20 protein-coding genes are annotated in these 22,294 nt (G+C 70.5%); 9 read left to right on the forward strand and 11 right to left on the reverse strand.

Going from position 1 to position 22,294, the window contains the following annotated elements; translation table 11 throughout:
• Nucleotides 1-56: 56 nt before the first annotated feature.
• Entirely contained in the window at nt 57-1,001 is a 945-nt protein-coding gene (locus EER30_RS07885) for a WecB/TagA/CpsF family glycosyltransferase (RefSeq protein WP_127499686.1), read from the reverse strand.
• 62 nt (nt 1,002-1,063) lie between these two features.
• Here EER30_RS07885 and EER30_RS07890 point away from each other — a divergent pair, with 62 nt between their 5' ends.
• From EER30_RS07890 to EER30_RS07910, 5 genes are all read left to right on the forward strand, one after another.
• Entirely contained in the window at nt 1,064-2,017 is a 954-nt protein-coding gene (locus EER30_RS07890) for a sulfotransferase (RefSeq protein WP_127499687.1), read from the forward strand.
• The gene (locus EER30_RS07895) at nt 2,014-2,928 is read left to right on the forward strand and encodes a glycosyltransferase family 2 protein (protein WP_127499688.1); all 915 of its coding nucleotides are present in this window, start codon (nt 2,014-2,016) and stop codon (nt 2,926-2,928) included. Before EER30_RS07890 ends, EER30_RS07895 begins: the two co-directional genes overlap by 4 nt.
• Before the next feature lie 81 nt (nt 2,929-3,009).
• Entirely contained in the window at nt 3,010-3,786 is a 777-nt protein-coding gene (locus tag EER30_RS07900; protein ID WP_127499689.1) for a DeoR/GlpR family DNA-binding transcription regulator, read from the forward strand.
• On the forward strand, nt 3,783-4,868 hold the full coding sequence (galT, locus tag EER30_RS07905; protein ID WP_127499690.1) for a galactose-1-phosphate uridylyltransferase: 1,086 nt from the start codon (nt 3,783-3,785) through the stop codon (nt 4,866-4,868). Before EER30_RS07900 ends, galT begins: the two co-directional genes overlap by 4 nt.
• Nucleotides 4,869-4,900: 32 nt before the next feature.
• A complete protein-coding gene (locus EER30_RS07910) occupies nt 4,901-5,248 on the forward strand; it encodes a TraR/DksA family transcriptional regulator (RefSeq protein WP_127499691.1) in 348 nt (115 codons plus the stop codon).
• 282 nt (nt 5,249-5,530) lie between these two features.
• On the opposite strand, the gene EER30_RS07915 is transcribed toward EER30_RS07910, so the two are convergent.
• From EER30_RS07915 to purN, 5 genes are all read right to left on the reverse strand, one after another.
• On the reverse strand, nt 5,531-6,745 hold the full coding sequence (locus EER30_RS07915) for an NADP-dependent isocitrate dehydrogenase (RefSeq protein ID WP_127499692.1): 1,215 nt from the start codon (nt 6,743-6,745) through the stop codon (nt 5,531-5,533).
• 288 nt (nt 6,746-7,033) lie between these two features.
• Complete coding sequence (gene mdh / locus EER30_RS07920) at nt 7,034-7,984, reverse strand: malate dehydrogenase (RefSeq protein WP_127499693.1); 951 nt, start codon at nt 7,982-7,984, stop codon at nt 7,034-7,036.
• Between the two features lie 105 nt (nt 7,985-8,089).
• Nucleotides 8,090-8,683, reverse strand: coding sequence for a pentapeptide repeat-containing protein (locus EER30_RS07925; RefSeq protein WP_127499694.1), 594 nt, complete (start codon nt 8,681-8,683; stop codon nt 8,090-8,092).
• Nucleotides 8,684-8,696: 13 nt separating this feature from the next.
• A complete protein-coding gene (purH, locus tag EER30_RS07930; RefSeq protein WP_127499695.1) occupies nt 8,697-10,259 on the reverse strand; it encodes a bifunctional phosphoribosylaminoimidazolecarboxamide formyltransferase/IMP cyclohydrolase in 1,563 nt (520 codons plus the stop codon).
• The gene (purN, locus tag EER30_RS07935; RefSeq protein WP_127499696.1) at nt 10,256-10,873 is read right to left on the reverse strand and encodes a phosphoribosylglycinamide formyltransferase; all 618 of its coding nucleotides are present in this window, start codon (nt 10,871-10,873) and stop codon (nt 10,256-10,258) included. The genes purH and purN overlap by 4 nt, the downstream gene beginning before the upstream one ends.
• A gap of 145 nt (nt 10,874-11,018) precedes the next feature.
• Between purN and EER30_RS07940 the strand changes: the two genes are divergently transcribed.
• Nucleotides 11,019-11,378 (forward strand): DUF4190 domain-containing protein, encoded by a 360-nt coding sequence (locus EER30_RS07940; RefSeq protein ID WP_205650140.1) that lies wholly within the window; start codon nt 11,019-11,021, stop codon nt 11,376-11,378.
• 50 nt (nt 11,379-11,428) lie between these two features.
• Here EER30_RS07940 and EER30_RS07945 read toward each other — a convergent pair whose 3' ends face one another.
• From EER30_RS07945 to icmB, 4 genes are all read right to left on the reverse strand, one after another.
• On the reverse strand, nt 11,429-12,856 hold the full coding sequence (locus tag EER30_RS07945; RefSeq protein WP_127499697.1) for a cell division protein PerM: 1,428 nt from the start codon (nt 12,854-12,856) through the stop codon (nt 11,429-11,431).
• 103 nt (nt 12,857-12,959) lie between these two features.
• A complete protein-coding gene (sucD, locus tag EER30_RS07950; protein ID WP_127499698.1) occupies nt 12,960-13,844 on the reverse strand; it encodes a succinate--CoA ligase subunit alpha in 885 nt (294 codons plus the stop codon).
• A gap of 4 nt (nt 13,845-13,848) precedes the next feature.
• On the reverse strand, nt 13,849-15,027 hold the full coding sequence (sucC, locus tag EER30_RS07955) for an ADP-forming succinate--CoA ligase subunit beta (RefSeq protein WP_127499699.1): 1,179 nt from the start codon (nt 15,025-15,027) through the stop codon (nt 13,849-13,851).
• A 399-nt stretch (nt 15,028-15,426) separates the two neighbouring features.
• Nucleotides 15,427-15,831, reverse strand: coding sequence for a coenzyme B12-dependent isobutyryl CoA mutase small subunit (gene icmB / locus EER30_RS07960; protein ID WP_127499700.1), 405 nt, complete (start codon nt 15,829-15,831; stop codon nt 15,427-15,429).
• 391 nt (nt 15,832-16,222) lie between these two features.
• Between icmB and EER30_RS07965 the strand changes: the two genes are divergently transcribed.
• Entirely contained in the window at nt 16,223-16,954 is a 732-nt protein-coding gene (locus EER30_RS07965) for a M23 family metallopeptidase (RefSeq protein ID WP_127499701.1), read from the forward strand.
• A gap of 125 nt (nt 16,955-17,079) precedes the next feature.
• Nucleotides 17,080-17,826: a M23 family metallopeptidase gene (locus EER30_RS07970; protein WP_127499702.1), complete on the forward strand. Its 747-nt coding sequence runs from the start codon at nt 17,080-17,082 to the stop codon at nt 17,824-17,826.
• A 1-nt stretch (nt 17,827) separates the two neighbouring features.
• Here EER30_RS07970 and pcrA read toward each other — a convergent pair whose 3' ends face one another.
• Nucleotides 17,828-20,200 (reverse strand): DNA helicase PcrA, encoded by a 2,373-nt coding sequence (gene pcrA / locus EER30_RS07975; RefSeq protein ID WP_240669938.1) that lies wholly within the window; start codon nt 20,198-20,200, stop codon nt 17,828-17,830.
• A 210-nt stretch (nt 20,201-20,410) separates the two neighbouring features.
• On the opposite strand from pcrA, the gene EER30_RS07980 reads away from it, so the two are divergent.
• Nucleotides 20,411-22,267, forward strand: coding sequence for a bifunctional metallophosphatase/5'-nucleotidase (locus EER30_RS07980; protein WP_127499704.1), 1,857 nt, complete (start codon nt 20,411-20,413; stop codon nt 22,265-22,267).
• The last annotated feature ends 27 nt before the right edge of the window (nt 22,268-22,294 follow it).

The raw sequence follows: 22,294 nt of genomic DNA on the forward strand, positions 1-22,294 counted from the left end.
CCACCACCCCAGCGGGGAGTGGCAGATCCGCTTCGGCTCCGACCGCCGCCCCGAGTTCATCCCGCCGGTGACGATCGACCCTGCCCAAGTGCCGCGGCGCAATCTCTGCCACGCACCCCCTTAGACGCTGCGGTCTCCGCTGACACGGGCAGCTCTGGCGAGCTGACGTACTGTCCGGTGCGCGGACCCGGGCTCGGGCGCGGTGCTCGGACTCGGGCGCGCTGCGCCGGCGCCTGGGCGAGCAACCTCAGCGCATAGGGCGCGTCGTGTCGCAGATAGCGTCCCGCCAGCCGCCGCGGTTCGGTGCCGAGGCGATGCGCCCACTCCAGCCCCGTGCGCTGCATCCACCGCGGGGCCCGCTCCACATCGCCCGCGACGAAGTTCACCGCCGCCCCGCAGCCGATGAACCACGACTGCGGCAGCTCGGCCCGCAGGCGGGTGATCATGCGCTCCTGCTTCGGGTAGCCCAGCCCGACGAACACGAGGTCCGGGCGGGCGTCGACGATCTTCGCGCAGAAGTCGGCGTACGCCTGGGGATCCTGATCGAAGCCGAACGGGGGGCAGGCCGTCCCGGCGACGCGCAGGCCCGGGCATCGCGCGAGGAGCCGGTCGGCCGCGCGGGTGGCCCCGTCGGCCAGGGCGTCGTCGGCTGACGGGGCACCGCCGAGGACGAAGATCGAACGACCGTCGAGGCCGAGGCCCGCCGAGAGCGACCAGATCAGGCTGCTGCCGGCCACCCGCTCGGGCAGCGGTGTCCCGCGCAGGCGGCTGGCCCAGATCAGGGGCATGCCGTCGGCGACGATCAGGTCGGCGTCGGCCAGGTGGCGGCGACACTCCTCGTCCTGTTGCGCACGTCGCAGAATGTCGATGTTCGGGGTGACGATCCGGCCGCCGCGGCCGCGGGCGAGGGCGTCGCGGACGACGGCCACCACCTCCGCCTCGGTGATCCGATCGATGCCGGTGCCGTCGAGCTGGACCCGGTCGAAAGCCTCGACTGTCACGCAACGCCTCCTTCACGCTTGTTGGCTCGTTATAGGAGCGAAACGAGCGAAGGTGGGCCAAAGTGGCACGTGTGCTATTTCTGGGTGGATTAGGACGAAGCGGGACAACGCTCGTCGAGCGCCTGCTAGGCGAACTACCCGGGGTATGCGCACTGGGAGAGGTCGTCCACCTGTGGCAACGCGACCTCCGCGACGACGAGCGGTGCGGCTGCGGCGCCCGCTTCTCGGCCTGCGCGTTCTGGCGCCGGGTCGGGCAGTACGCGTTCGGCGGCTGGCACAACGTCGACGTCGACCGGGTGCACGCCCTGCGCGACGCCGTCGAGCGCACCCGCCACATCCCACGGCTCGCGACCGCGGTCGAGGCGCCCGACGAGGTGCACGAATACGCACATTTCTACGCCCGGGTCTACACCGCGGCCGCCGAGATCGCCGGCGCGAAGGTCGTGGTCGACTCGTCGAAGCACTCGGCCCTCGCGCACGTGCTGCGTTGGGCCCCCGACATCGACCTGCGCGTGGTGCATGTCGTGCGGGACGCGCGCGGGGTGGCGTACTCGTGGACCAAGACGGTGTCGCGCCCCGAGACCGACGGCGCCGACGAGATGACCCGCTACTCCCCCGGGCGTTCGGCGCTGCTCTGGAACGCTCACAACGCCGCGTTCGGGCTGCTCGCGAAGCGCGGCGTGGCCGTGCACCGCATGCGCTACGAGGAGTTCCTGGCCGATCCCCGGTCGGCACTGCTCGAGCTCGGCGACTTCGCCGGGCTGCGGCTGACCGACCAGGACCTGGACTTCCTCGGCGACGGGTACGCCGACCTGGGCGTCGGGCACAGCGCCGCCGGCAACCCCATGCGCTTCACCGTCGGCCGGCTGCCGCTGCGCCGCGACGACGCCTGGAAACGCTCACTGCCTCGCAACCAGCGGCGCCTGGTCGGAACCGTGTGCGCCCCGATGCTGCGGGCGTACGGATATCCGCTCTCCGTCACGTCCCCCGACTCGCCCCTCGAGGAGAACCGATGAACTGGCCGTCCGTCGGCGTCGTCATTCCCACCCGCAACCGGCCCGAGCTGGTGCGCAAGGCCATCGGCGCGGTCCGTGACCAGCGCTATCCGGGCGAGATCAAGATCCTGGTCGTGTACGACCAGACGGAGCCCGACTATCTGCTGGCGTCCACCGAGGGCGTGCAGGTGCTGGTGCTCACCAACTGGCGGACGTCGGGGCTGGCCGGCGCGCGCAACACCGGCATCCTCGCGCTCGACACCGAGTATGTGGCGTTCTGCGACGACGACGATCAGTGGCAACCCGACAAGTTGCGCCGCCAGGTGGCCGCGCTGCTGGCCGAGCCGGACGCCGAGATGGCGACGTGTGCGATCGAGGTCGAGTACGAGGGCAAGTGCACCCCACGGCTGGCGGGCCGCAGCCGGGTCACGGTCGACGAGCTCGCCCGCTCGCGCCTGGCGATGCTGCACTCGTCGTCGTTCCTGATCCGCCGGTCGGCGCTGGCCGCCGACGCGATCGGGCTGGTCGCCGAGGACGCGCCGGGCAGCCAGAACGAGGACTGGGACCTGCTGCTGCGGGCCGCCCGCCGCGCTCCGATCGTGCACCTCGACGAGCCGCTGGTCCGCGTGCTGTGGGGCCGCACGTCGCACTACGCCTACGAGTACGCCACGAAGATCAGTTCGCTGCGCTGGATGATGCAGCGGCACCCGGAGATCAGCGGCTGCCGGCCGGGCGCGGCCCGCGTCTACGGCCAGTTGGCGTGCTGGTCGGCGGCGACCGGCAACCGCAGTCAGGCGTGGCAGTTCAGCAAGGAGGCGGTGCGCGCGAACTGGAAGGAACCGCGGACCGCGATCGCCCTGGCCGCCATGACCGGCGCGGTGAAGGTTGAGAACGTTCTCTCCGCGCTTCACAAACGCGGGCGAGGTATCTAACTCACCCTTTCGGCCACACCCAATCACAAGGTAGTGTTCGGGCGTGTTCGAATTAGTGCGGTTCCCGGGGACGGTCCACTGATGCTGGCACAGCAGCGGCAGGCCGCCATCCTCGACCGGGTCCGGGCCGCCGGAGGTGTCCGGGTCAGCGAGCTCGCCTCGGAATACGGCGTCTCCGACATGACGATCCGGCGCGACCTCGAGTCCCTGGCCGACCGCGGCCTGCTCGCGAAGGTACACGGCGGCGCGACCACCGTGAGCCCGGGTTCGGCCCACGAGCCCGGCTTCGCGGCCAAGAGCGTGCGTCAGCGTGCGGAAAAGTCGGCCATGGCCATGCGCGCGGCGGCGCTCGTCTCCCCCGGCGACGCCATCGCGCTCTCGGCCGGCACGACGACCGCCGGGCTCGCCCAGCGCCTGGTCGACGTGCCCTCGCTGACCGTGGTGACCAACTCGATCCCGGTCGCCGACATCTTCTACCGCGCCGGGCGCCCCGACCAGACGGTCGTGCTCACCGGCGGGACCCGTACGCCCTCCGATGCCCTGGTCGGCCCGGTCGCGGTCGCCGCGGTCGGCACGCTCCACCTGGACATGCTCTTCCTGGGTGTGCACGGGATGAGCGAACGGGCCGGTTACACGACTCCCAACCTCATGGAAGCCGACGTCAACCGGGCTCTCATCGAGGCGGCCGAACGCCTCGTCGTGCTCGCCGACCACACCAAGTGGGGCACGGTGGGCATTTCCTCGATCGTTCCGCTCGACCGTGCGGACGTTCTGATCACCGACGACGGGCTGGACGAACCGGCCCGCACCCTTCTGTCCGAAACGGTCCGAGATCTTGTAGTGGTGACAGCGCAATGACGTTCAAGACCCGTGAGGCGATCCGCCTCTCCGACGGCCGCGAGTTGATCTATTTCAACGAGGGCGCGACCGACTGGGCGACCTACCCCGATACGCGCGAGCTCCCTCCCCCGCCCCCCACCTCCCAGCTCCGGTACGACCCCCTGCTCGACGAGTGGGTGGCCATCGCCGCGCACCGCCAGACCCGCACGTTCATGCCGCCGCCGGACGCGTGCCCGCTGTGCGCGACCAAGCCGTCGTTCGCCAGCGAGATCCCGGCCCCCGACTACGACGTGGTCGTCTTCGAGAACCAGTTCCCGTCGTTCAGCGACCGGGTCAAGGCCGACGAGGTCTCCGAGATCACCGGCATGGTTCCCGTACGCCCCGGCGTCGGTCGCTGCGAGGTCGTCTGTTTCACCAGCGACCACAACAGCGCGTTCGTCCACCTGCCGCCGTCGCGGGTGCGCACCGTCGTCGACGCGCTCGCCGACCGCACCGCCGAGATGTCCCGCCTGACCGGCGTGGCCCAGGTGTTCCCGTTCGAGAACCGCGGCGTCGAGATCGGCGTGACCCTGCAGCACCCGCACGGGCAGATCTACGCCTTCCCGACCGTGCCGCCGCGCACGAAGCTGATGCTGGCCGCCGCGGCTCGTTATCGCGACCGCACCGGCCGCGACCTCTACACCGACGTGCTGGCCGCCGAGCGCGCCGACGGCGCCCGGGTCATCGGCTCCAACGAGCACTGGACGGCGTACGTGCCGGCCGCCGCCCGCTGGCCGTTCGAGGTGCAGATCGCCCCGCACCGCAAGGTGCCCGACCTGCCCGCCCTGTCCGACGCCGAGCGTGACGCGTTCGGGCCGCTCTACCTCGACGTGCTGCGCCGCTTCGACGGCCTGTTCGGCAAGCCGATGCCCTACATCTCGGCGTGGAACCAGGCGGTCGTGGGTGAGGGCCGCGAGCTGGGCTACCTGCACCTGCAGCTGTTCAGCATCCGGCGCGCGGCCGACAAGCTGAAATACCTGGCCGGTTCCGAGTCGGCGATGGGCTTCTTCGTGAACGACATCGTCCCCGAGAAGGCCGCCCAGATGCTCCGCGACGTCTGAGTTCGTGCTCCGTGGCCGCCCATACTTCAGGGGTGGCCACGGAGAGAACTCGTACGGCGCTGGAACGCTTGCGTGAGCAGTCGCGTTCCGAGATAGCGACCCTCGACGCCGACCTGCACGCCCTGTTCGAGGCCTCGCGCGACGACAACGCCGACGACGAGCACGATCCCGAGGGCGCCACCATCGCGTACGAACGCGCCCAGCTCACGGCCGTCCTCGAAGCCGCCCGGGCCCAGCTCGCGGCCGTCGACGACGCGCTCTCCCGCTTGGACGCGGGCACCTATGGCCGCTGTGATTCCTGCGGCGAGCCCATCGCCGCCGAGCGTCTCGAGATCCGCCCCTTCGCCACGAGGTGCGTGGCCTGCGCCGGAAAGCGGTGACGCGCTCGCACCACTCGTACGTCTGGATGACGGAGAGGGGCGGGGGGCCCGGGACAGAGCCCCCCGCAGGAAGGGACGGCAGGCCCGGCACGCCGCGAGAACCGGCCGGCGCCTGGGACAAGGCAGCCGGACCGATGGGCGACCCCACGACGTCGCGTCCGTCATCCGTTTCTGCCCTGAGAAACGACGCGTTCCAATCAGCGGTTACGGAATCGAACATGCGTTTCGGAGCATGAAAAGGCCGCCGATCAGTTGACCGGCGGCCTTCGTCGAGCGGGAACGTCAGGCGAGCTTGCGCGCCAGGTTCTCGTCGAGCGCGTTCATGAACTCGTCGGTGGACAGCCACGGGGCGTCCCGCGAGATGAGCAGGGCCAGGTCCTTGGTCATCTGGCCGCCCTCGACCGTCTCGACGCAGACCTTCTCGAGCGTCTCGGCGAACTCGGTCACCGCGGGGGTGCCGTCGAGGATGCCGCGGTGCTTGAGGCCACCGGTCCAGGCGAAGATCGACGCGATCGGGTTCGTCGACGTCTTCTCGCCCTTCTGCCACTGGCGGTAGTGCCGGGTGACCGTGCCGTGCGCGGCCTCGGCCTCGACGGTCTTGCCATCCGGGGTCATCAGCACGCTGGTCATCAGGCCGAGCGAGCCGAAGCCCTGAGCCACGGTGTCGGACTGCACGTCACCGTCGTAGTTCTTGCAGGCCCAGACGTAGCCGCCCTCCCACTTCATCGCGGCCGCGACCATGTCGTCGATCAGCCGGTGCTCGTAGGTGAGGCCGGCCGCCTTGAACTGGTCGGCGAACTCGCTCTCGAAGATCTCGGCGAACAGGTCCTTGAACCGGCCGTCGTACGCCTTGAGGATCGTGTTCTTCGTCGACAGGTAGACCGGGTAGTTGCGGGCCAGGCCGTACCGGAACGAGGCGCGCGCGAAGTCGCGGATCGACTCGTCGTAGTTGTACATCGCCATCGCGACGCCGCCGCCCGGGTAGTCGGCGACGTGGAACTCCATCGGCGCCGAGCCGTCCTCGGGGGTGAAGGTGACGGTCAGCTTGCCGGCGCTGGGGACCACGAAGTCGGTCGCCTTGTACTGGTCGCCGTGGGCGTGGCGGCCGATGATGATCGGCTTGGTCCAGCCCGGCACCAGGCGCGGCACGTTCTGCATGATGATCGGCTCGCGGAAGACGACGCCGCCGAGGATGTTGCGGATGGTGCCGTTCGGCGACCGCCACATCTTCTTCAGGCCGAACTCCTCGACGCGGGCCTCGTCGGGGGTGATGGTCGCGCACTTGACGCCGACGCCGTGCCGCTTGATCGCGTTGGCCGCGTCGACGGTGACCTGGTCGTCGGTCTCGTCGCGGTACTGGATCGACAGGTCGTAGTACTCGAGGGGGACGTCGAGGTAGGGCAGGATCAGCTGCTCCCGGATCTGCTTCCAGATGATCCGGGTCATCTCGTCGCCGTCGAGCTCCACCACCGGGTTCGTGACCTTGATTTTCGCCATGCGGCCGGCGCTCCTCTCCCGAAAGCCAATCTTTACAGTACGAGCGTACTGCAGGACTCCTCACGTCCGCCGAGCGGCCCCCGAGCCGCCCCTGAGCTGCCCCGCGCTGCCCCGCGCTGCCCCGCGCTGCCCCGCGCTGCCCCGCGCTGCCCCGCGCTGCCCCGCGCTGCCCCGCGCTGCCCCGCGCTGCCCCGCGCTGCCCCGCGCTGCCCCGACCAGTCTGGCGCGCGACCCGGTCCCGTACACGAAAAAGGCCGGGACCGACGGCCCCGGCCTTTCCCTGGTGCTTTACAGGCTGGCGACGTCCGCCTGCTTGGCGCGGACGGCCTCGGCGGCCTCCTTGAGACCGGCGATCTCGGTGTCGGTGAGCTTGTCCTCGACGACCTTCTTGATGCCCTCGGCGCCGATCTGGGCCTCGACACCCAGGTAGACGCCGGAGATGCCGTACTCGCCGTCGACCCAGGCGCAGACCGGCAGGACCTCGCCGGAGTCTTCGACGACGGCCTTGGCCATACGGGCGGCCGCGGCCGACGGGGCGTAGTAGGCCGAACCGGTTTTGAGCAGCGCGACCACCTCGGCGCCGCCGTTACGGGTGCGGACGACCAGCTCCTCGATCTTCTCGGCGGGCAGCAGGTCGGACAGCGGCTTGCCGTCGACGGTGCAGCGCGACGGGACCGGGACCATGGTGTCGCCGTGCGAGCCGAGGGTCAGCGCCTTGACGCTCTTGACCGGCACCGCGAGGGTCTCGGCGATCGAGTTGGTGAAGCGCGCCGTGTCGAGCACACCGGCCTGGCCGAAGACCCGGTTCTTGGGGAACTGGGTGGCGAGCTGGGCGAGCGCGGTCATCTCGTCGACCGGGTTCGAGACCACGATGACGACGGCGTTGGGGGCGTACTTCGCGATGTTCTCCGCGACCTGACGCACGATCTTGGCGTTGACCTCGAGCAGGTCCATGCGGCTCATGCCCGGCTTGCGGGGCAGGCCGGCGGTCACGACGACGACGTCGGAACCCTCGATGGCCTCGTAGCCCTCACCGTTGGGGCCGGTGGTGACGCCGACGACCTTGGTCTCGAAGCCCTCGATCGGCCGGGACTGGTTCATGTCGAGCGCCAGGCCGGCCGGCTTGCCGTCGATGATGTCGGTGAGCACCACAGTGTCGAAGATGTCGTACTCGGCCAGACGCTGCGCGGTCGTCGACCCGTAGAAACCGGCGCCTACGACGGTTACCTTCTTGCCCATAGCTCTATCCACTCCCAGTCTCCGGGACGTTTTTCCGGACGCTATCAGTCGGTTACCGGCTTATTACCGGCCGGTCGGGTCAACGCGAAGAAGGCCACTCTCCGCCTAGGACACCTTTGCGCCGTACGCGGTCGCGAACAGCACGGCCTGGCCGATGTCTATCGTGGCGCCGGTCAGGTCGACGCCGCGCAGCTCCACCCCGTCGAGGTCGGCGCCGCGCAGGTCGGCGCCCTTGAGGACCACGTCGGTCAGTCGCGCGTTGGACAGGTCGGCGCCGCGCAGGTCGGACCGGCTCAGGTCGGCGCCCATCAGGTCGGCCTCGCGGAGCCGCAGGCCGCCGAGTTTCGTGCCGGCCAGGTTCTGCCCGCGCAGGGACACGAAACCCCAGTCGCCGCCCTCGATCTTCAGGGGGCGCAGCCCGCAGTCGAGGAACTGCGAACCCGTGAGCTTGCAGTCGATCAGGTGGGCGTCGAAGAACGAGCACCGTTGCAGCGTCGACTGCAGAATCGCGACGCGTTCGAGCACGGCCGCGTTGAAGCGGACGTTGCCGAAGGTGCAGTTGGTGAAGACGCAGCCGGTGAGCCGCGCCTCCGACCAGTCGACGTCGTGGAAGGCGCAGTCCTCGTACCGGACGCCGGAGACCTCCTCCAGCGCCCAGTCGCGGCCGCTGAAGGTGGTGTCCTGCACGAGGTCGGTCATGTGCCCGGTGTGCTCAGCCGTGGAAGAAGTGGCGGGTGCCGGTCAGGTAGACGGTCACGCCGGCCTTGGCCGCCGCTTCGATCACCTGGTCGTCGCGGATCGAGCCGCCCGGCTGCACGACCGCCTTGACACCGGCCGCGATGAGCACCTCGAGCCCGTCGGGGAACGGGAAGAACGCGTCGGAGGCGGCCACGCTGCCCTTGGCCCGCTCGGCGCCGGCGCGGTTGACCGCGAGGTGCGCCGAGTCGACCCGGTTGACCTGGCCCATGCCGACGCCGACGGTCGCGCCGTCGCGGGCCAGCAGGATCGCGTTGCTCTTCACGCTGCGGATGGCCCGCCACGCGAACGCCAGGTCGGCCAGTTCGTCGGCCGTGGCCGCCTCGCCGGTCGCCAGGGTCCAGTTGGCCGGGTCGTCGCCGGGGGCGTCGACGCGGTCGGCGAGCTGCACCAGCATGCCGCCGCCGACCTGCTTGACCTCGGCCGGAGCCGGGTCCCAGGCCGGGGCGACCAGCACGCGCAGCTTCTTCTTGGCCCGGAAGATCTCGAGGGCGCCCGCCTCGTAGGAGGGGGCGACGATGACCTCGGTGAAGATGCCGTCGAGCTGCTTGGCCATCGCCTCGGTGACCTCGCGGTTGACCGCGATCACGCCGCCGAACGCCGAGACCGGGTCGCAGTCGTTGGCCTTGCGGTGCGCCTCGGCCACGTCGGCGCCGATCGCGATGCCGCACGGGTTGGCGTGCTTGATGATCGCGACGCAGGGCTGCTCGAAGTCGTTGGCGCTGCGCCAGGCCGCGTCCGCGTCGACGTAGTTGTTGAACGACAGCTCGCCGCCGTGCACCAGCTCGGCCTGCGCGAGACCGACCGGCGCGTTCGGGTCGACGTAGAGAGCGGCGTCCTGGTGGGGGTTCTCGCCGTAGCGCAGGGTGTTCGCCCGCTTGAGGCCGATGCCGGTGAACTCGGGCCACTCGCTCGGCGCGAGAGTCGTGGCGGTCCAGTTGGCGACCGCGATGTCGTATTCGGCGATGTCGGCGAAGGCCCGGGCCGCGAGCGCCCGCCGCTGCGTCAGCGAGAAGCCACCGTTCTTCAAGGCGTCGAAGATCAGCCCGTACGACCCCGGGGCCGTCACCACGGCGACCGAGGGGTGGTTCTTCGCGGCCGCGCGCACCATCGCCGGGCCGCCGATGTCGATCTGCTCGACGCACTCGTCGACGCTCGCGCCCGACGCCACCGTCTCGGTGAACGGGTAGAGGTTGCTGACCAGCAGGTCGAACGGCTCTATGCCGAGCTCGGCGAGCTGCGCGGCGTGGCTCTCGAGCCGCAGGTCGGCGAGCAGACCGGCGTGCACACGCGGGTGCAGGGTCTTGACCCGGCCGTCGAGCGTCTCGGGGAAGCCGGTGAGCTGCTCGACCCGGGTGACCGGCACGCCGGCCGCCTCGACCTGGGCGGCGGTCGAGCCGGTGGAGACGATCTCGACCCCCGCGCCGGCGAGGGCCCGGGCCAGCTCGACGAGGCCGGTCTTGTCGTAAACGCTGAGCAGCGCCCGCTTGATCGGGCGGCGGCCCTCGTCGGAGGTCATGGCTGTCGTACCTTCCTGTTTTCGATGGTCCAGCCGTCGCGCACCAGCCGGCCGACCCACTCGACCAGTTGGGCCCGTTCGGCCACCTTGATGCGCTCGGTCAGCGTCTCTTCCGTGTCGTCGCCGTGCACGGGGACCGCGACCTGGGCGATGATCGGTCCGGTGTCGACGCCGGCGTCGACGAAGAACAGGGTCGCCCCGGCGATCTTGACGCCGTAGGCGAGCGCGTCGCGCGGGCCGTGGATGCCGGGGAACGACGGCAGCAGCGCGTTGTGCGTATTGATGTAGCGGTCGCCGAACGCGGCCAGGAAATGCGGCCCGACGAGCTTGAGGAAGCCGGCCGAGACGATCAGGTCGGGCTTGAACTCGGCGACGTGGGCGGTGAGGGCGGCGTCCCAGTCGTCGCGCGTCTCATAGGCCTTCACCGAGTCGACGAACGTCGGCACACCCACGGCGGCGGCGCGGTCGAGACCGGCGATGCCGTCGCGGTCGGCGCCCACGGCCACGACCTGGGCCCCGTAGGCGGGGTCGGCGGAGGCGTCGAGCAGCGCCTGAAGGTTGCTGCCCGAACCGGAGACGAGGACGACCAGGCGGGCGGGCGCAGGGTCGGTCACCCGGCAACCCTACCCGCGCGCCCCGGCCCGTACGTCAGCCGGGTTTGCCGCTCGTGCCGAAGAGAACTGCCCGGTTTCTGGGTTACGCTGCCGTTTCTTCGATCTCTCGCCAGCCCCGCCCTCACTTCGCAGAGGAAGAGCACTCGTGACCACTCCACCCCCTCCGCCCCCGCCGCCTCCCTATTACGGTCCGCCGGCCGGCCAGCCCGCCCAGCAGAACACCCAGGGCCTGGTCGGCATGATCGTCGGCATCCTGTCCATCCCGCTGGCCTGCTGCGGCTTCGCCGGAGTGCTCGGCATCGTCCTCGGCATCGTCGGCGGCGTCTTCAGTTGGCTCGGCCTGCAGAAGTCGAAGCAGGGGCTGGCCAGCAACCGCGGTCAGGCGCTGGCCGGTCTGATCTGCTCGGCGGTCGGCGTCGCGTTCGGCATCATCGCGATCATCCTGGTCGTCGCGTTCCGCGACTTCGATGTGCAGAACTGGATCGACCAGAACAGCAACAACTAGGCGGACAGACGTCGCTGGCGCCTCGGCGCCGGCACGTCAGCGCCCGCCGGTCAGCTTTTCGGCTTGGGCGCGAACCCCCGCGCGGCGGCGGCGCCGATGGCCGCCGAGACGCCGAGAACCGCTGCCGCGACCAGGGCCACCTGCCACGGGTCGGGGCCGACCGTGGCCAGCCGGCCGTCGCCCAGCGGGCCGCCCGAGAAGCGGGCCATCAGGCCCAGCGCGATGCCGGCCACCGGGCCGGCGATCAGGCCGCCGCCGAGCACCAGCGACCAGGGCGGCCGTGGTGTCGTCTCCGCCTCCCGCGCCTCACGGGTCAGGCGCAGGGTGAGCAGCCAGCCCGCGGCCAGGCCCGCAAGCACGGGCAGCGCCATCAGCAGGGCGCCGGCCACGCCCATCGGGCCGTTGGGCAGCCCGGCCAGCAGCGGCAGGGTCGGCAACGGGCCGACGGTCACCTCGGTGAGCCGCACGATCGAGCCGGTGCCGAGCGCGAAGCCGGGGCCGAGCAGATAGGCCGAGGCCCAGACGGCGCCGTTCACGCCGTAGGCCAGGCTGACGAGCGTGATGCCCGCCTGGCCGGCCACTCCGGTGCGGTAGGCCGAGATCATGTCGGCGGCCTGGCCGCCACCGAGCGCGACCGACAGTCCGGTCACCGCGGCCCCGGCCGCGAGCACCAGGAACGCGGCGATCACGCCGGTGCGTACGCCGTGGCGCAGCGGGGCGGGCAGTCGCCGGGCCCAGGAGCTGAGCGCGTCGGTGCCGCGCAGCGAGCCGATCAGCGCGCCCGCACCGCCGATGAGGAAGAAGTCGAGCGCGGCCCGGCCCGCGATGATCTCGGTCCCGCGGCCGTCGACGAGCACCGCGACGACCGAGCCGAGCAGCGAGTAGCTGAGGGCGATCGAGAACGCCACCGACAGCGCGCGGACGGTCGACCCCGAGCGGCGGGCGCCCACGGCCCGGGTGACGTGCAGGCCGGCCCGGTTGAGCCGCCAGACGATGAGGATGCTGAGCAGCAGCGGGGTGAGCCCGAGCGAGCCGATCGAGGTGCCGATCGGCACGCCGTGGCCGAGCAGCCAGCCGGCCGCGCCCGCGTGGGCGGCGCCGGCGAGTCCGCCGCTGCCCTCGAGGCTGCGGGCCAGGCCGATGACGGCCGCGACGGGCAGGTAGGACATGAGGGCGGCCCAGATCGTGGCGAACGCGACGGCCACCGGCAGCGGGGCGCGGCTGCGGGGGCGGGATTGCGCGGGCGGGCGGCGCTGGCTGGGCAGCCGGATCGTCTCGCGGTCGGCGAGCACCTTGTCGTCGACGAGGACGGTGCGCTGCTCCACCGCTTCGGTGGGGCGTTCGGCGGTGACCGGCTCGGTGGCGCGTTGCACCGGTTCGGAGGCGCGCTGCGCCGGCTCGGGGGCGGCGACCTGCGCCGCCTCGACGATCGCGAAGGCGTCGTCCGAGTCGTCGGGCCGGTCGGGTGTGCTGGGCATCGCCGCCTACCTTTCCACGCTCGGGCCGGGTGGGCGACGCAGATACGACGGCGCGCCGCCATTCAGGTCGCATTGACCCGGACGACGGCGCGCCGATCGGGGATTACTTGCTCATGACCTCGCGCATGAGCCGGGCGGTCTCGCTCGGCGTCTTGCCGACCTTGACGCCCGCGGCCTCGAGGGCTTCCTTCTTGGCGTCCGCGGTGCCCGCGGAACCCGAGATGATCGCGCCGGCGTGACCCATGGTCTTGCCGGGCGGGGCGGTGAAGCCGGCGATGTAGCCGACGACCGGCTTGGTGACGTTCGCCTTGATGAACTCGGCGGCCCGCTCCTCGGCGTCGCCGCCGATCTCACCGATCATGACGATCGCGTCGGTGTCCGGGTCGTCCTGGAACGCCTTCAGCGCGTCGATGTGCGTGGTGCCGATGATCGGGTCGCCGCCGATGCCGACGGCGGTCGAGAAGCCGAAGTCGCGCAGCTCGTACATGAGCTGGTAGGTCAGCGTGCCGCTCTTGCTGACCAGCCCGATGCGGCCGCCCGGGGTGATGTCGGCCGGGATGATGCCGGCGTTGCTGGCGCCCGGCGACGCGATGCCCGGGCAGTTCGGGCCGATGATCCGGGTCTTCTGACCGCGGTCCACGTTGTAGGCCCAGAAGGCGGCCGAGTCCTGCACCGGCACGCCCTCGGTGATCACCACGGCGAGCGGGATCTCGGCGTCGATCGCCTCGACGACCGCGCTCTTGGTGAACGCCGGCGGCACGAAGATGACCGACACGTCGGCGCCGGTCTCCTTGATGGCCTCGGCCACGGTCGCGAAGACCGGCAGCTCGGTGCCGTCGAAGTCGACGGTCGTGCCCGCCTTGCGCGGGTTGACGCCGCCGACGACGTTGGTGCCCGCGGCGAGCATCCGGCGGGTGTGCTTCGAGCCCTCCGAGCCGGTGATGCCCTGGACGATGACCTTGGAGTCTTTTGTCAGCCAGATAGCCATTGGTTCACTTCCCCGCAGCCGCGAGCTCGGCGGCGCGCTCGGCCGCTCCGTCCATCGTGTCCACCCGCTCGACCAGCGGGTTGTTCGCTCCGTCGAGGATGGCCCGGCCGGCCTCGGCGTTGTTGCCGTCGAGGCGTACCACGAGCGGCTTGGTGACCGACTCGCCGCGCTCGGCGAGCAGGGCGAGGGCCTGGATGATGCCGTTGGCCACCGCGTCACAGGCCGTGATGCCGCCGAAGACGTTCACGAAGACCGACTTGACGGCGGGGTCGCCGAGCACGATCTCGAGGCCGTTCGCCATCACCTGGGCGCTGGCGCCGCCGCCGATGTCGAGGAAGTTGGCCGGCTTGACGTTGCCGTGCCGCTCGCCGGCGTAGGCCACCACGTCGAGAGTGGACATGACCAGGCCGGCGCCGTTGCCGATGATGCCGACCTCGCCGTCCAGCTTGACGTAGTTGAGGTTCTTGGCCTTGGCCGCCTGCTCCAGCGGGTCGACCGCGGACTGGTCGACCAGCGCCTCGTGGTCGGGGTGCCGGAACGCCGCGTTCTCGTCCAGCGTGATCTTGGCGTCGAGCAGGAGCACCCGGCCGTCGCCGACCTTCGCGAGGGGGTTGACCTCGACCAGGGTGGCGTCCTCGGCCACGAAGGCCTGCCAGAGCTTCACGGCGATGTCGACGATCTGGTCGGCGACCTCGGCCGGGTACTGCGCCGCGGCGACGATCTCGCGGGCCTTCGCCTCGTCGACACCCTTGCTGGCGTCGATGGCGATCTTGGCGACCCGGTCGGGCTGCTCCTCGGCCACCGTCTCGATCTCCATGCCGCCGGCGACGCTGGCGATGCACAGGAACGTGCGGTTGGCCCGGTCGAGCAGGTAGGAGAAGTAGTACTCCTCCTTGATGTCGGCCGTCTCGGCCAGCATCACCTTGTGGACCGTGTGGCCCTTGATGTCCATGCCCAGGATGTCCGTCGCGCGGGCCTCGGCCTCGTCGGCACCGTCGGCCAGCTTGACGCCGCCCGCCTTGCCTCGGCCGCCGACCTTGACCTGCGCCTTGACGACGACCTTGCCGCCGAGGCGCTCGGCGATGGCCCGGGCCTCCTGCGGGGTCTCGGCGACGCCACCGCCCAGCACGGGCAGCCCGTGCCGTTCGAAGAGGTCGCGCCCCTGATACTCGAACAGGTCCACGTGTCTCCTTTCGCTCGCGACGCCAAGCGCCGGCAAGCCGTACCGTTGCGTCCCGACCTAACGTGCGCGGCGGCCCTGACGGCGTCGCCGGCGTGAAGAATGTCCGGCCCTGCGGGCCTTCATTCGCAGACTAGCGACCGGGGCTACCGTCCCGTAGGCGCGGGTGCACGGTGTGCAAGACCGCACACCAGACGTACGTGCAGAAACTCCCGTACTTCGCGTAACCCCGTTCCGGGGGTCTCGTTGATTGTGATGTCGGAGCGCTGAGAAGCGCCGGCATGCAGGCGGCCGATGCCCTGTCGGTCGAGGGGTGGCGGCGGGGCATCGTGCATAGAGAGGCCGGACGTGTGAGGGGTGCGTCCGGCCTCTCCCCCTGCCGTTCAGCCGGTAATTCGCTGGTCAGGCCACCGGTGATGCGACATTGGCGCGAACCCATTCGATGATGGACGCGGTAGTCGCTCCCGGCGTGAAAATGCGCGCGACCCCGAGCTTTTCCAATTCGGCGATGTCGTCGGCCGGGATGATGCCTCCGCCGAATACGACGATGTCGGCCGCGTCACGTTCCGCGAGCAGTTCGACAACGCGCCGGAACAATGTCATGTGCGCGCCGGACAGAACGGACAAACCGATTGCGTTCGCGTCTTCCTGGATGGCCGTCTCGACGATCTGCTCCGGCGTCTGATGCAGGCCCGTGTAGACGACCTCCATACCGGCGTCGCGCAGCGCCCTGGCGACCACCTTGGCTCCCCGGTCGTGGCCGTCCAGCCCCGGCTTCGCAACGACCACCCTGATCCGTGCCTGCATCCTGACCCTCCGTGCCACTGACCGCGTTGTCACCTGAACGAACGGTAACCTGCCCGGCGGTCGCGGGGTAGCCGACCGCCGGAATGCGACGTCACCGCGAGTGACAACAAATGTATTCTGAGTCACATTACTTTCTGTTTTTCGAGCTATTACCCGGCGTGTTCGAGGCGCCACTCCGGGAAAGGTAGTGAATTCGGACAATCACAGCGCAATGTGGACCACGAACTGTCAGCGATTTGGCGCTGCGGACTTGTGACCCGGCAGCCGTTTGGCTACCGTGGCTCCCGGCTGCCAACCAGTTAAAGCTGATCTGACAGCCCGGCCGGACACGGAACACCCGAGAATTAGGGCCCGTGAACGCCGCCGATTTGCCACCGACGGAGGGTTGTTCGTGCGCCAGCGCTTGTCGTCTGAGCCCGATCGTTATCGCGGTCGCCGCCGCGTACCCACCCCTCCGCGCAGCCGTTACGCCATCGCCGTCACCTCGGCCTTCGTCGGGGCCGGTGTCGTCGCCCTGGGCGCCGCCTCCAACCTCCCCGACGCCAAGTCGGTCGACCCGCAGGCCCTCAAGGGTCTCGGGCAGAACCAGGTGGCCGAGGCACTCGCCGAGCGCGACGCCGACACCGGCGCCGCCTCCCGTGGCGACGACCGCGGCACCGAGGTAGCCAAGACCAAGGTCAGCGCCGAGCAGAGCGCCTCCGACGTCTGGCTGCTGCCGATGGACGACTACGAGTTCACGTCGGCCTACGGCATGCGCTGGGGCAAGCTGCACGCCGGCATCGACCTGGCCGCCCCCGAGGGCCTGCCCTACAAGGCGATCCACGGTGGCAAGGTCACCCAGGCCGGCTACTTCGGCGGCTACGGCTACGCGATCACCATCGCCGACGACGACGGCAACGAGGTCGTCTACGGCCACTCGCGCCGGCTGCTCGTCAAGAAGGGCGACGTCGTCAAGGCGGGCCAGGTCATCGGCGAGGTCGGCAAGACGGGCGCCTCCTACGGCACGCATCTGCACCTCGAGATCCACGTCGACGGCAACCCGACCGACCCGATCCCGTTCCTCGCCGAGCGCGGCGTCGACATCAAGCTGCAGGTCGAATCCCCGTACGCGGCAGCTTCCTGATCGGGTCTCTCCCGGCAGGAGCGCGGTTGCCACTCGGGTGAACCCCGCCAACCCCACTCAGGCACGACTTCGGCACGCCGACAGGCAGATGTCGGAGCTCCGTTCAGCCTGGGAGGTAGTACCGCGTGCCGCATCGAACCGAGACCCGTTCCGCCGGGCGTCACCGCCGCGGACAGGCCGGGCGACACCGCGCTTTCCGCCCTCTCTCCAGTAATCGCGTCCGCGCCGGGCTGCTGACCGTGGGGTTGGGCGCTGCCCTGGCCACGGGTGTGGCCGGAGGGACGGCTGCGGCCGACGCCGCCGCCGACAAGAGAGCCGTCTCCTTCATCGTCCCGGCTGAGCCGCCGCCGGCGCCCGATGGCCGCCCGGCGGCTGTCGGCCCGTGGAAACCCGCTGAGGGTACGGCCGTCGCCTCGGCCCGCAGGCTCAAGTCCCGCCCGACCGTCGCCCCGAAGGTCGCGCCGGTCGTTGAAGGGTGGGTCAACCCGAACCCGTCCGGACGCGTGACGTCGTGCTACGGCGAGCGCTGGGGGCGTCTGCACGCGGGTGTCGACATCGCCGGGTCCGCCGGGTCACCGATTCTGGCCGCCGGGAACGGTGTGGTGGTGCGGGCGGGCGAGGCTCAGGGGTACGGGCTGGCCGTGCTGATCGACCACGGAAACGGTTATCTCACGCATTACGGGCACATGTCGGCGATCGCCGTGCGGGACGGGCAGCGGGTCGTGGCGGGTGAGCAGATCGGGGACGAAGGGTCGACCGGGCACTCGACCGGGCCGCACCTGCATTTCGAGGTGCACCTGGGGGCGTACAAGAACCCGGTCGAGCCGACGACGTGGCTGCGCGACCGTGGTGTGACCGTTGTGGGGTGCTGACCTACAGCTTCTCGATCGGGGCGTGGCGCAGGATCAGCCACATCACCTGATCGCCGAAGTCGACCTGGGCACGCGCGCCGGCGCCCTCACCCTCGACGGTGACGACGCGGCCCAGCCCGTAGCGCTGGTGGTTGACGCGGTCGCCGGCCGAGACCTTCGGGGGTTGCTTCAGCTCGCTCGCGGTCGAGAGGCGGCTCGCGTCGATGCCCAGGCGGCTTGCCAGCTGCTGGGCCTTCGGGGTGCCGCCGGAGAAGCCGCCGCCGCGGGAACGGTCGCCCCCGCCGCGGCCACCCACGCCGCCGCCGGTGCCCGACCATGACGTGTACGAGGAGCCCGTACGCTCCCAGCGGACCAGCTCGGACGGCAGCTCGTCGGTGAAGCGGGAGGGCGGGTTGTACTGCGGCTGGCCCCAGGCGCCCCGGGTGACCGCGCGGGACAGGTAGAGCCGCTGGCGGGCGCGGGTGATGCCGACATAGGCCAGGCGCCGCTCCTCTTCCAGCTCGTTGTTGTCGCCCAGCGCGCGGGTGTGCGGGAAGACGCCGTCTTCCAGGCCGGTCAGGAAGACGACCGGGAACTCCAGGCCCTTGGCCGTGTGCAGCGTCATCAGCGTGACCACGCCCTGGTGGTCGGGGTCGTCGTCGGGGAGCTGGTCGGCGTCGGCGACCAGCGCGACCTGCTCGAGGAAGCCGGCCAGGGTGGCGGCGGGAGCCTCGTCCTCCTCGGCGGCCAGGGCCTCGACACGTTCGGTGTATTCGCGGGCGACGCTGACGAGTTCCTGCAGGTTCTCGACGCGGCCCTGGTCTTGCGGGTCGAGGCTGTCTTCCAGCTCGGAGAGCAGGCCCGAACGCTGCAGCGCCAGCTCGAGCACCTCTTCGGGCGGGGCGGTGGCCGAGAGTTCGCGCAGGTCGTCGAGGAGCTGGACGAAGTCGGCGATGCTGTTCGCGGCGCGGGTGGAGATGCCGGGGGCGTCCTTCGCGTGGCGCAGGGCCTGGCCGAACGAGAGCCGGTCACGGTTCGACAGCGCCTCGACGCAGGCCTCGGCCCGGTCGCCGATGCCGCGCTTGGGGGTGTTGAGCACGCGGCGCAGGCTGACCACGTCGTCGTCGTTGACCACGGCACGCAGGTAGGCCAGCGCGTCGCGGACCTCTTTGCGCTCGTAGAACCGGACCCCGCCGACGACCTTGTAGGGCAGGCCGACGCGGATGAACACCTCTTCGAAGACGCGGGACTGCGCGTTGGTGCGGTAGAAGACGGCCACGTCGCCGGGGCGCACGCCCTCCCGGTCACCCAGGCGGTCAATTTCGCGGGCCACCCAGTCGGCCTCGGCATGCTCGGTGTCGGCGACGTAGCCGACGATCTGCTCGCCGGCGCCCTGGTCGCTCCAGAGTCGCTTGGGCTTGCGGGACGTGTTGCGGTCGATCACCGCGTTGGCGGCCGACAGGATCGTCTGGGTGGAGCGGTAGTTCTGCTCGAGCAGGATCGTGCGGGCGTCGGGGTAGTCGCGCTCGAACTCGAGGATGTTGCGGATCGTGGCGCCGCGGAACGCGTAGATCGACTGGTCGGCGTCGCCCACCACACACAACTCGCCCGGTTCGACCTCTCCCCCGGCCTCACCCACCAGCGCTTTCACCAACATGTACTGCGCGTGGTTGGTGTCCTGGTATTCGTCGACGAGGACGTGCCGGAACCGGCGACGATAGGCCTCGGCAACGTGGGGATGCGACTGGAGCAGATGGACGGTGGTCATGATGATGTCGTCGAAGTCGAGCGCGTGGGCCTCGCGGAGGCGGCGCTGATAGAGCTCGTAGGCCTCGGCGACGGCCCGCTCGTTGGGGCCCTTCGCCTTCTCCTTGTAGTCCTCGGGCTCGATCAGCTCGTTCTTCAGGTTCGAGACCTGGGCGGCGAGGCCGCGCGCGGAATAGCGCTTGGGGTCGAGGTCGAGCTCGCGGATCACCAGCGTCATGAGGCGGCGCGAGTCGTCGGCGTCGTAGATCGAGAACGTGCTCTTCAAACCGGCGTGTTCGTGCTCGGCGCGCAGGATGCGCACGCAGGCCGAGTGGAACGTCGACACCCACATCAGCCGGGCGCGCGGGCCGACCAGATGGGCCACCCGCTCCTTCATCTCGCCGGCGGCCTTGTTGGTGAAGGTGATCGCGATGATCTGGCCGGGGTGTACGTCGCGCTCGGCCAGCAGATAGGCGATGCGATGGGTCAGCACCCGGGTCTTGCCCGAGCCGGCGCCGGCCACGATCAGCAGGGGGGAACCGGCATGGGTCACGGCGTCGCGCTGGGGCCCGTTGAGCCCTGTGAGCAGGGACTCAGGGTCGAGCCGCCGCCGCTGGGGAGCCTCGGCGGGCGGGCGCGTCGCCGGCATGGCGAACAGGGCGCCGTCGGTGGTTTCAGAAGTAGGTCGCATCGCCGGGCAAGTCTATGCCGACCCCCCGACAAGAATCGCCGGCCGCTCGACCTCCATCGATCGGCTTGAAGACACTCGTCCTTTGTCCACAGGCGGTGGCGCGACCACCGTCGATGCACCAGGCTGTCGGAGTCGACCGACCACCACCCGATCGGGGGATCGAAGACCATGCACCGTCCCCGTCCTCGCGGCCGGGCCGCCCTGCGTCACCTCGCGGTGCCGGCGCTGGCCCTGGCCGTCGTCGCCGTGCTGGCGCCGGCCCCCGGCGCCCAGCGGTCCGCGGCGGCCGCGCCGCCCGAGTTCCAGCCCGTCAGCGTCAACTACGGCCTGCCCCACGGCGCCACCGTCAAGGGCCAGTTCCTGAGCTACAACGACTTCCACGGCGCGATCGACCCGCCGAGCGGCAGTGGCGCGGTGGTCAACGCGGCCGGCACCTCCACTCCCGCGGGCGGTGTCGAATACCTGGCGACCAACCTCAAGAAGCTGCGCGCCGAGGCCAAGGCCGACGGCCGCTCGACGATCACCGTCGGCGCGGGCGACCTGATCGGCGCGACCCCGCTGGTCAGCGCCGCGTTCCACGACGAGCCGACCATTGAGTTGATGAACCAGATCGGCCTGCAGGTCAGCTCGGTCGGCAACCACGAGTTCGACGAGGGCGTCGACGAGCTGATCCGCATGCAGCGTGGCGGCTGTCACCCGGCCGACGGCTGCCAGGACGGCGACGGCTTCGGCGGGGCGAAATTCACCTACCTGGCCGCGAACACGATCAACCGCAAGACCGGCCTGCCGATCCTGCCGCCGATCGACATCAAGATCGTCAACGGGGTGCCGGTGGGCTTCGTCGGCATGACCCTCGAGGGCACGGCCGCGATCGTCAATCCGGCCGGCATCACCAAGGTGCGCTTCGCCGACGAGGTCGAGACGGCCAACAAGTGGGGCAACGTGCTCAAGCTGCTCGGCGTCAAGGCGCAGGTGCTGCTGGTGCACGAGGGTGGCTCGCAGGCCACGGCCACGCCGACCCCGGGCGTCTCCGACTGCACCGGCTTCACCGGGCCGATCGTGCCGATCGTGGCCGGCCTCAACCCCGAGTTCGGCCTGGTCGTCTCGGGTCACACCCACCGGTTCTACTCGTGCACGCTGCCCAACAAGAAGGGCACGTCGGTCGTCACCAGCGCCGGCACCAACGGCCAGCTCGTCAGCGACATCGACTGGACCGTCGACCGCCGCACCGGGCGCTTCGCCGAGATCACGGCGAAGAACGTGATCGTCGAGAACGGGGTGCCCGACGGCAACGGCGGCTGGCGGCGCGACGCGAACGGGGTCTTCCTCAAGAACCCCGACACGGTCGACGCGGCGGCCAAGAAGATCGCCGACAAATACCGCACGGCGGTCGCGCCGATCGCCAACCGCATCGTCGGGCGCATCACGGCCGACATCACCCGCACCGCGACGCCGGCCGGCGAGAGCCCGCTCGGCGACGTGATCGCCGACGCCCAGCTCGCCCGCACCGTCGGCGTGGGTGCTCAGATCGCGCTGATGAACCCGGGCGGCATCCGGGCCGACTTCGACGCCGAGCAGTCGTCCGGCGGCGAGGCGAACGGCGAGGTGACCTACGGCGAGGCGTTCACGGTGCAGCCATTCAACAACCTCGTGGTCACCCAGGCGCTCACCGGGGCCCAGCTCGACGCGGTGCTGGAACAGCAGTTCGCGGGCCAGGCCGGGCAGACGACCACGAAGATCCTGCAGGTGTCGAACGGGTTCACCTACACATGGAGCGCCTCGGCTCCGCTCGGCGCGAAGGTGTCGAACCTGGCGCTGAACGGCACGCCGATCGACCCGGCCGCCTCCTACCAGGTCACCACGAACGACTTCCTGGCCAACGGCGGCGACGGCTTCTCGACGCTGACCGCCGGAACGGGGCGGGTCACCGCACCGGGCTTCGACGTCGACGCTCTGGTGGCCTACCTCGGCGCGGGAGCACCCGTGGCCCCGGGCCCGGCCAACCGCATCAGCACCATCGCCTGAGGTCAGCGCGGTGATGGTGACGCTGTC

It is taken from the genome of Actinoplanes solisilvae (assembly GCF_003999975.1).
Classification (GTDB): Bacteria; Actinomycetota; Actinomycetes; order Mycobacteriales; family Micromonosporaceae; genus Actinoplanes; species Actinoplanes solisilvae.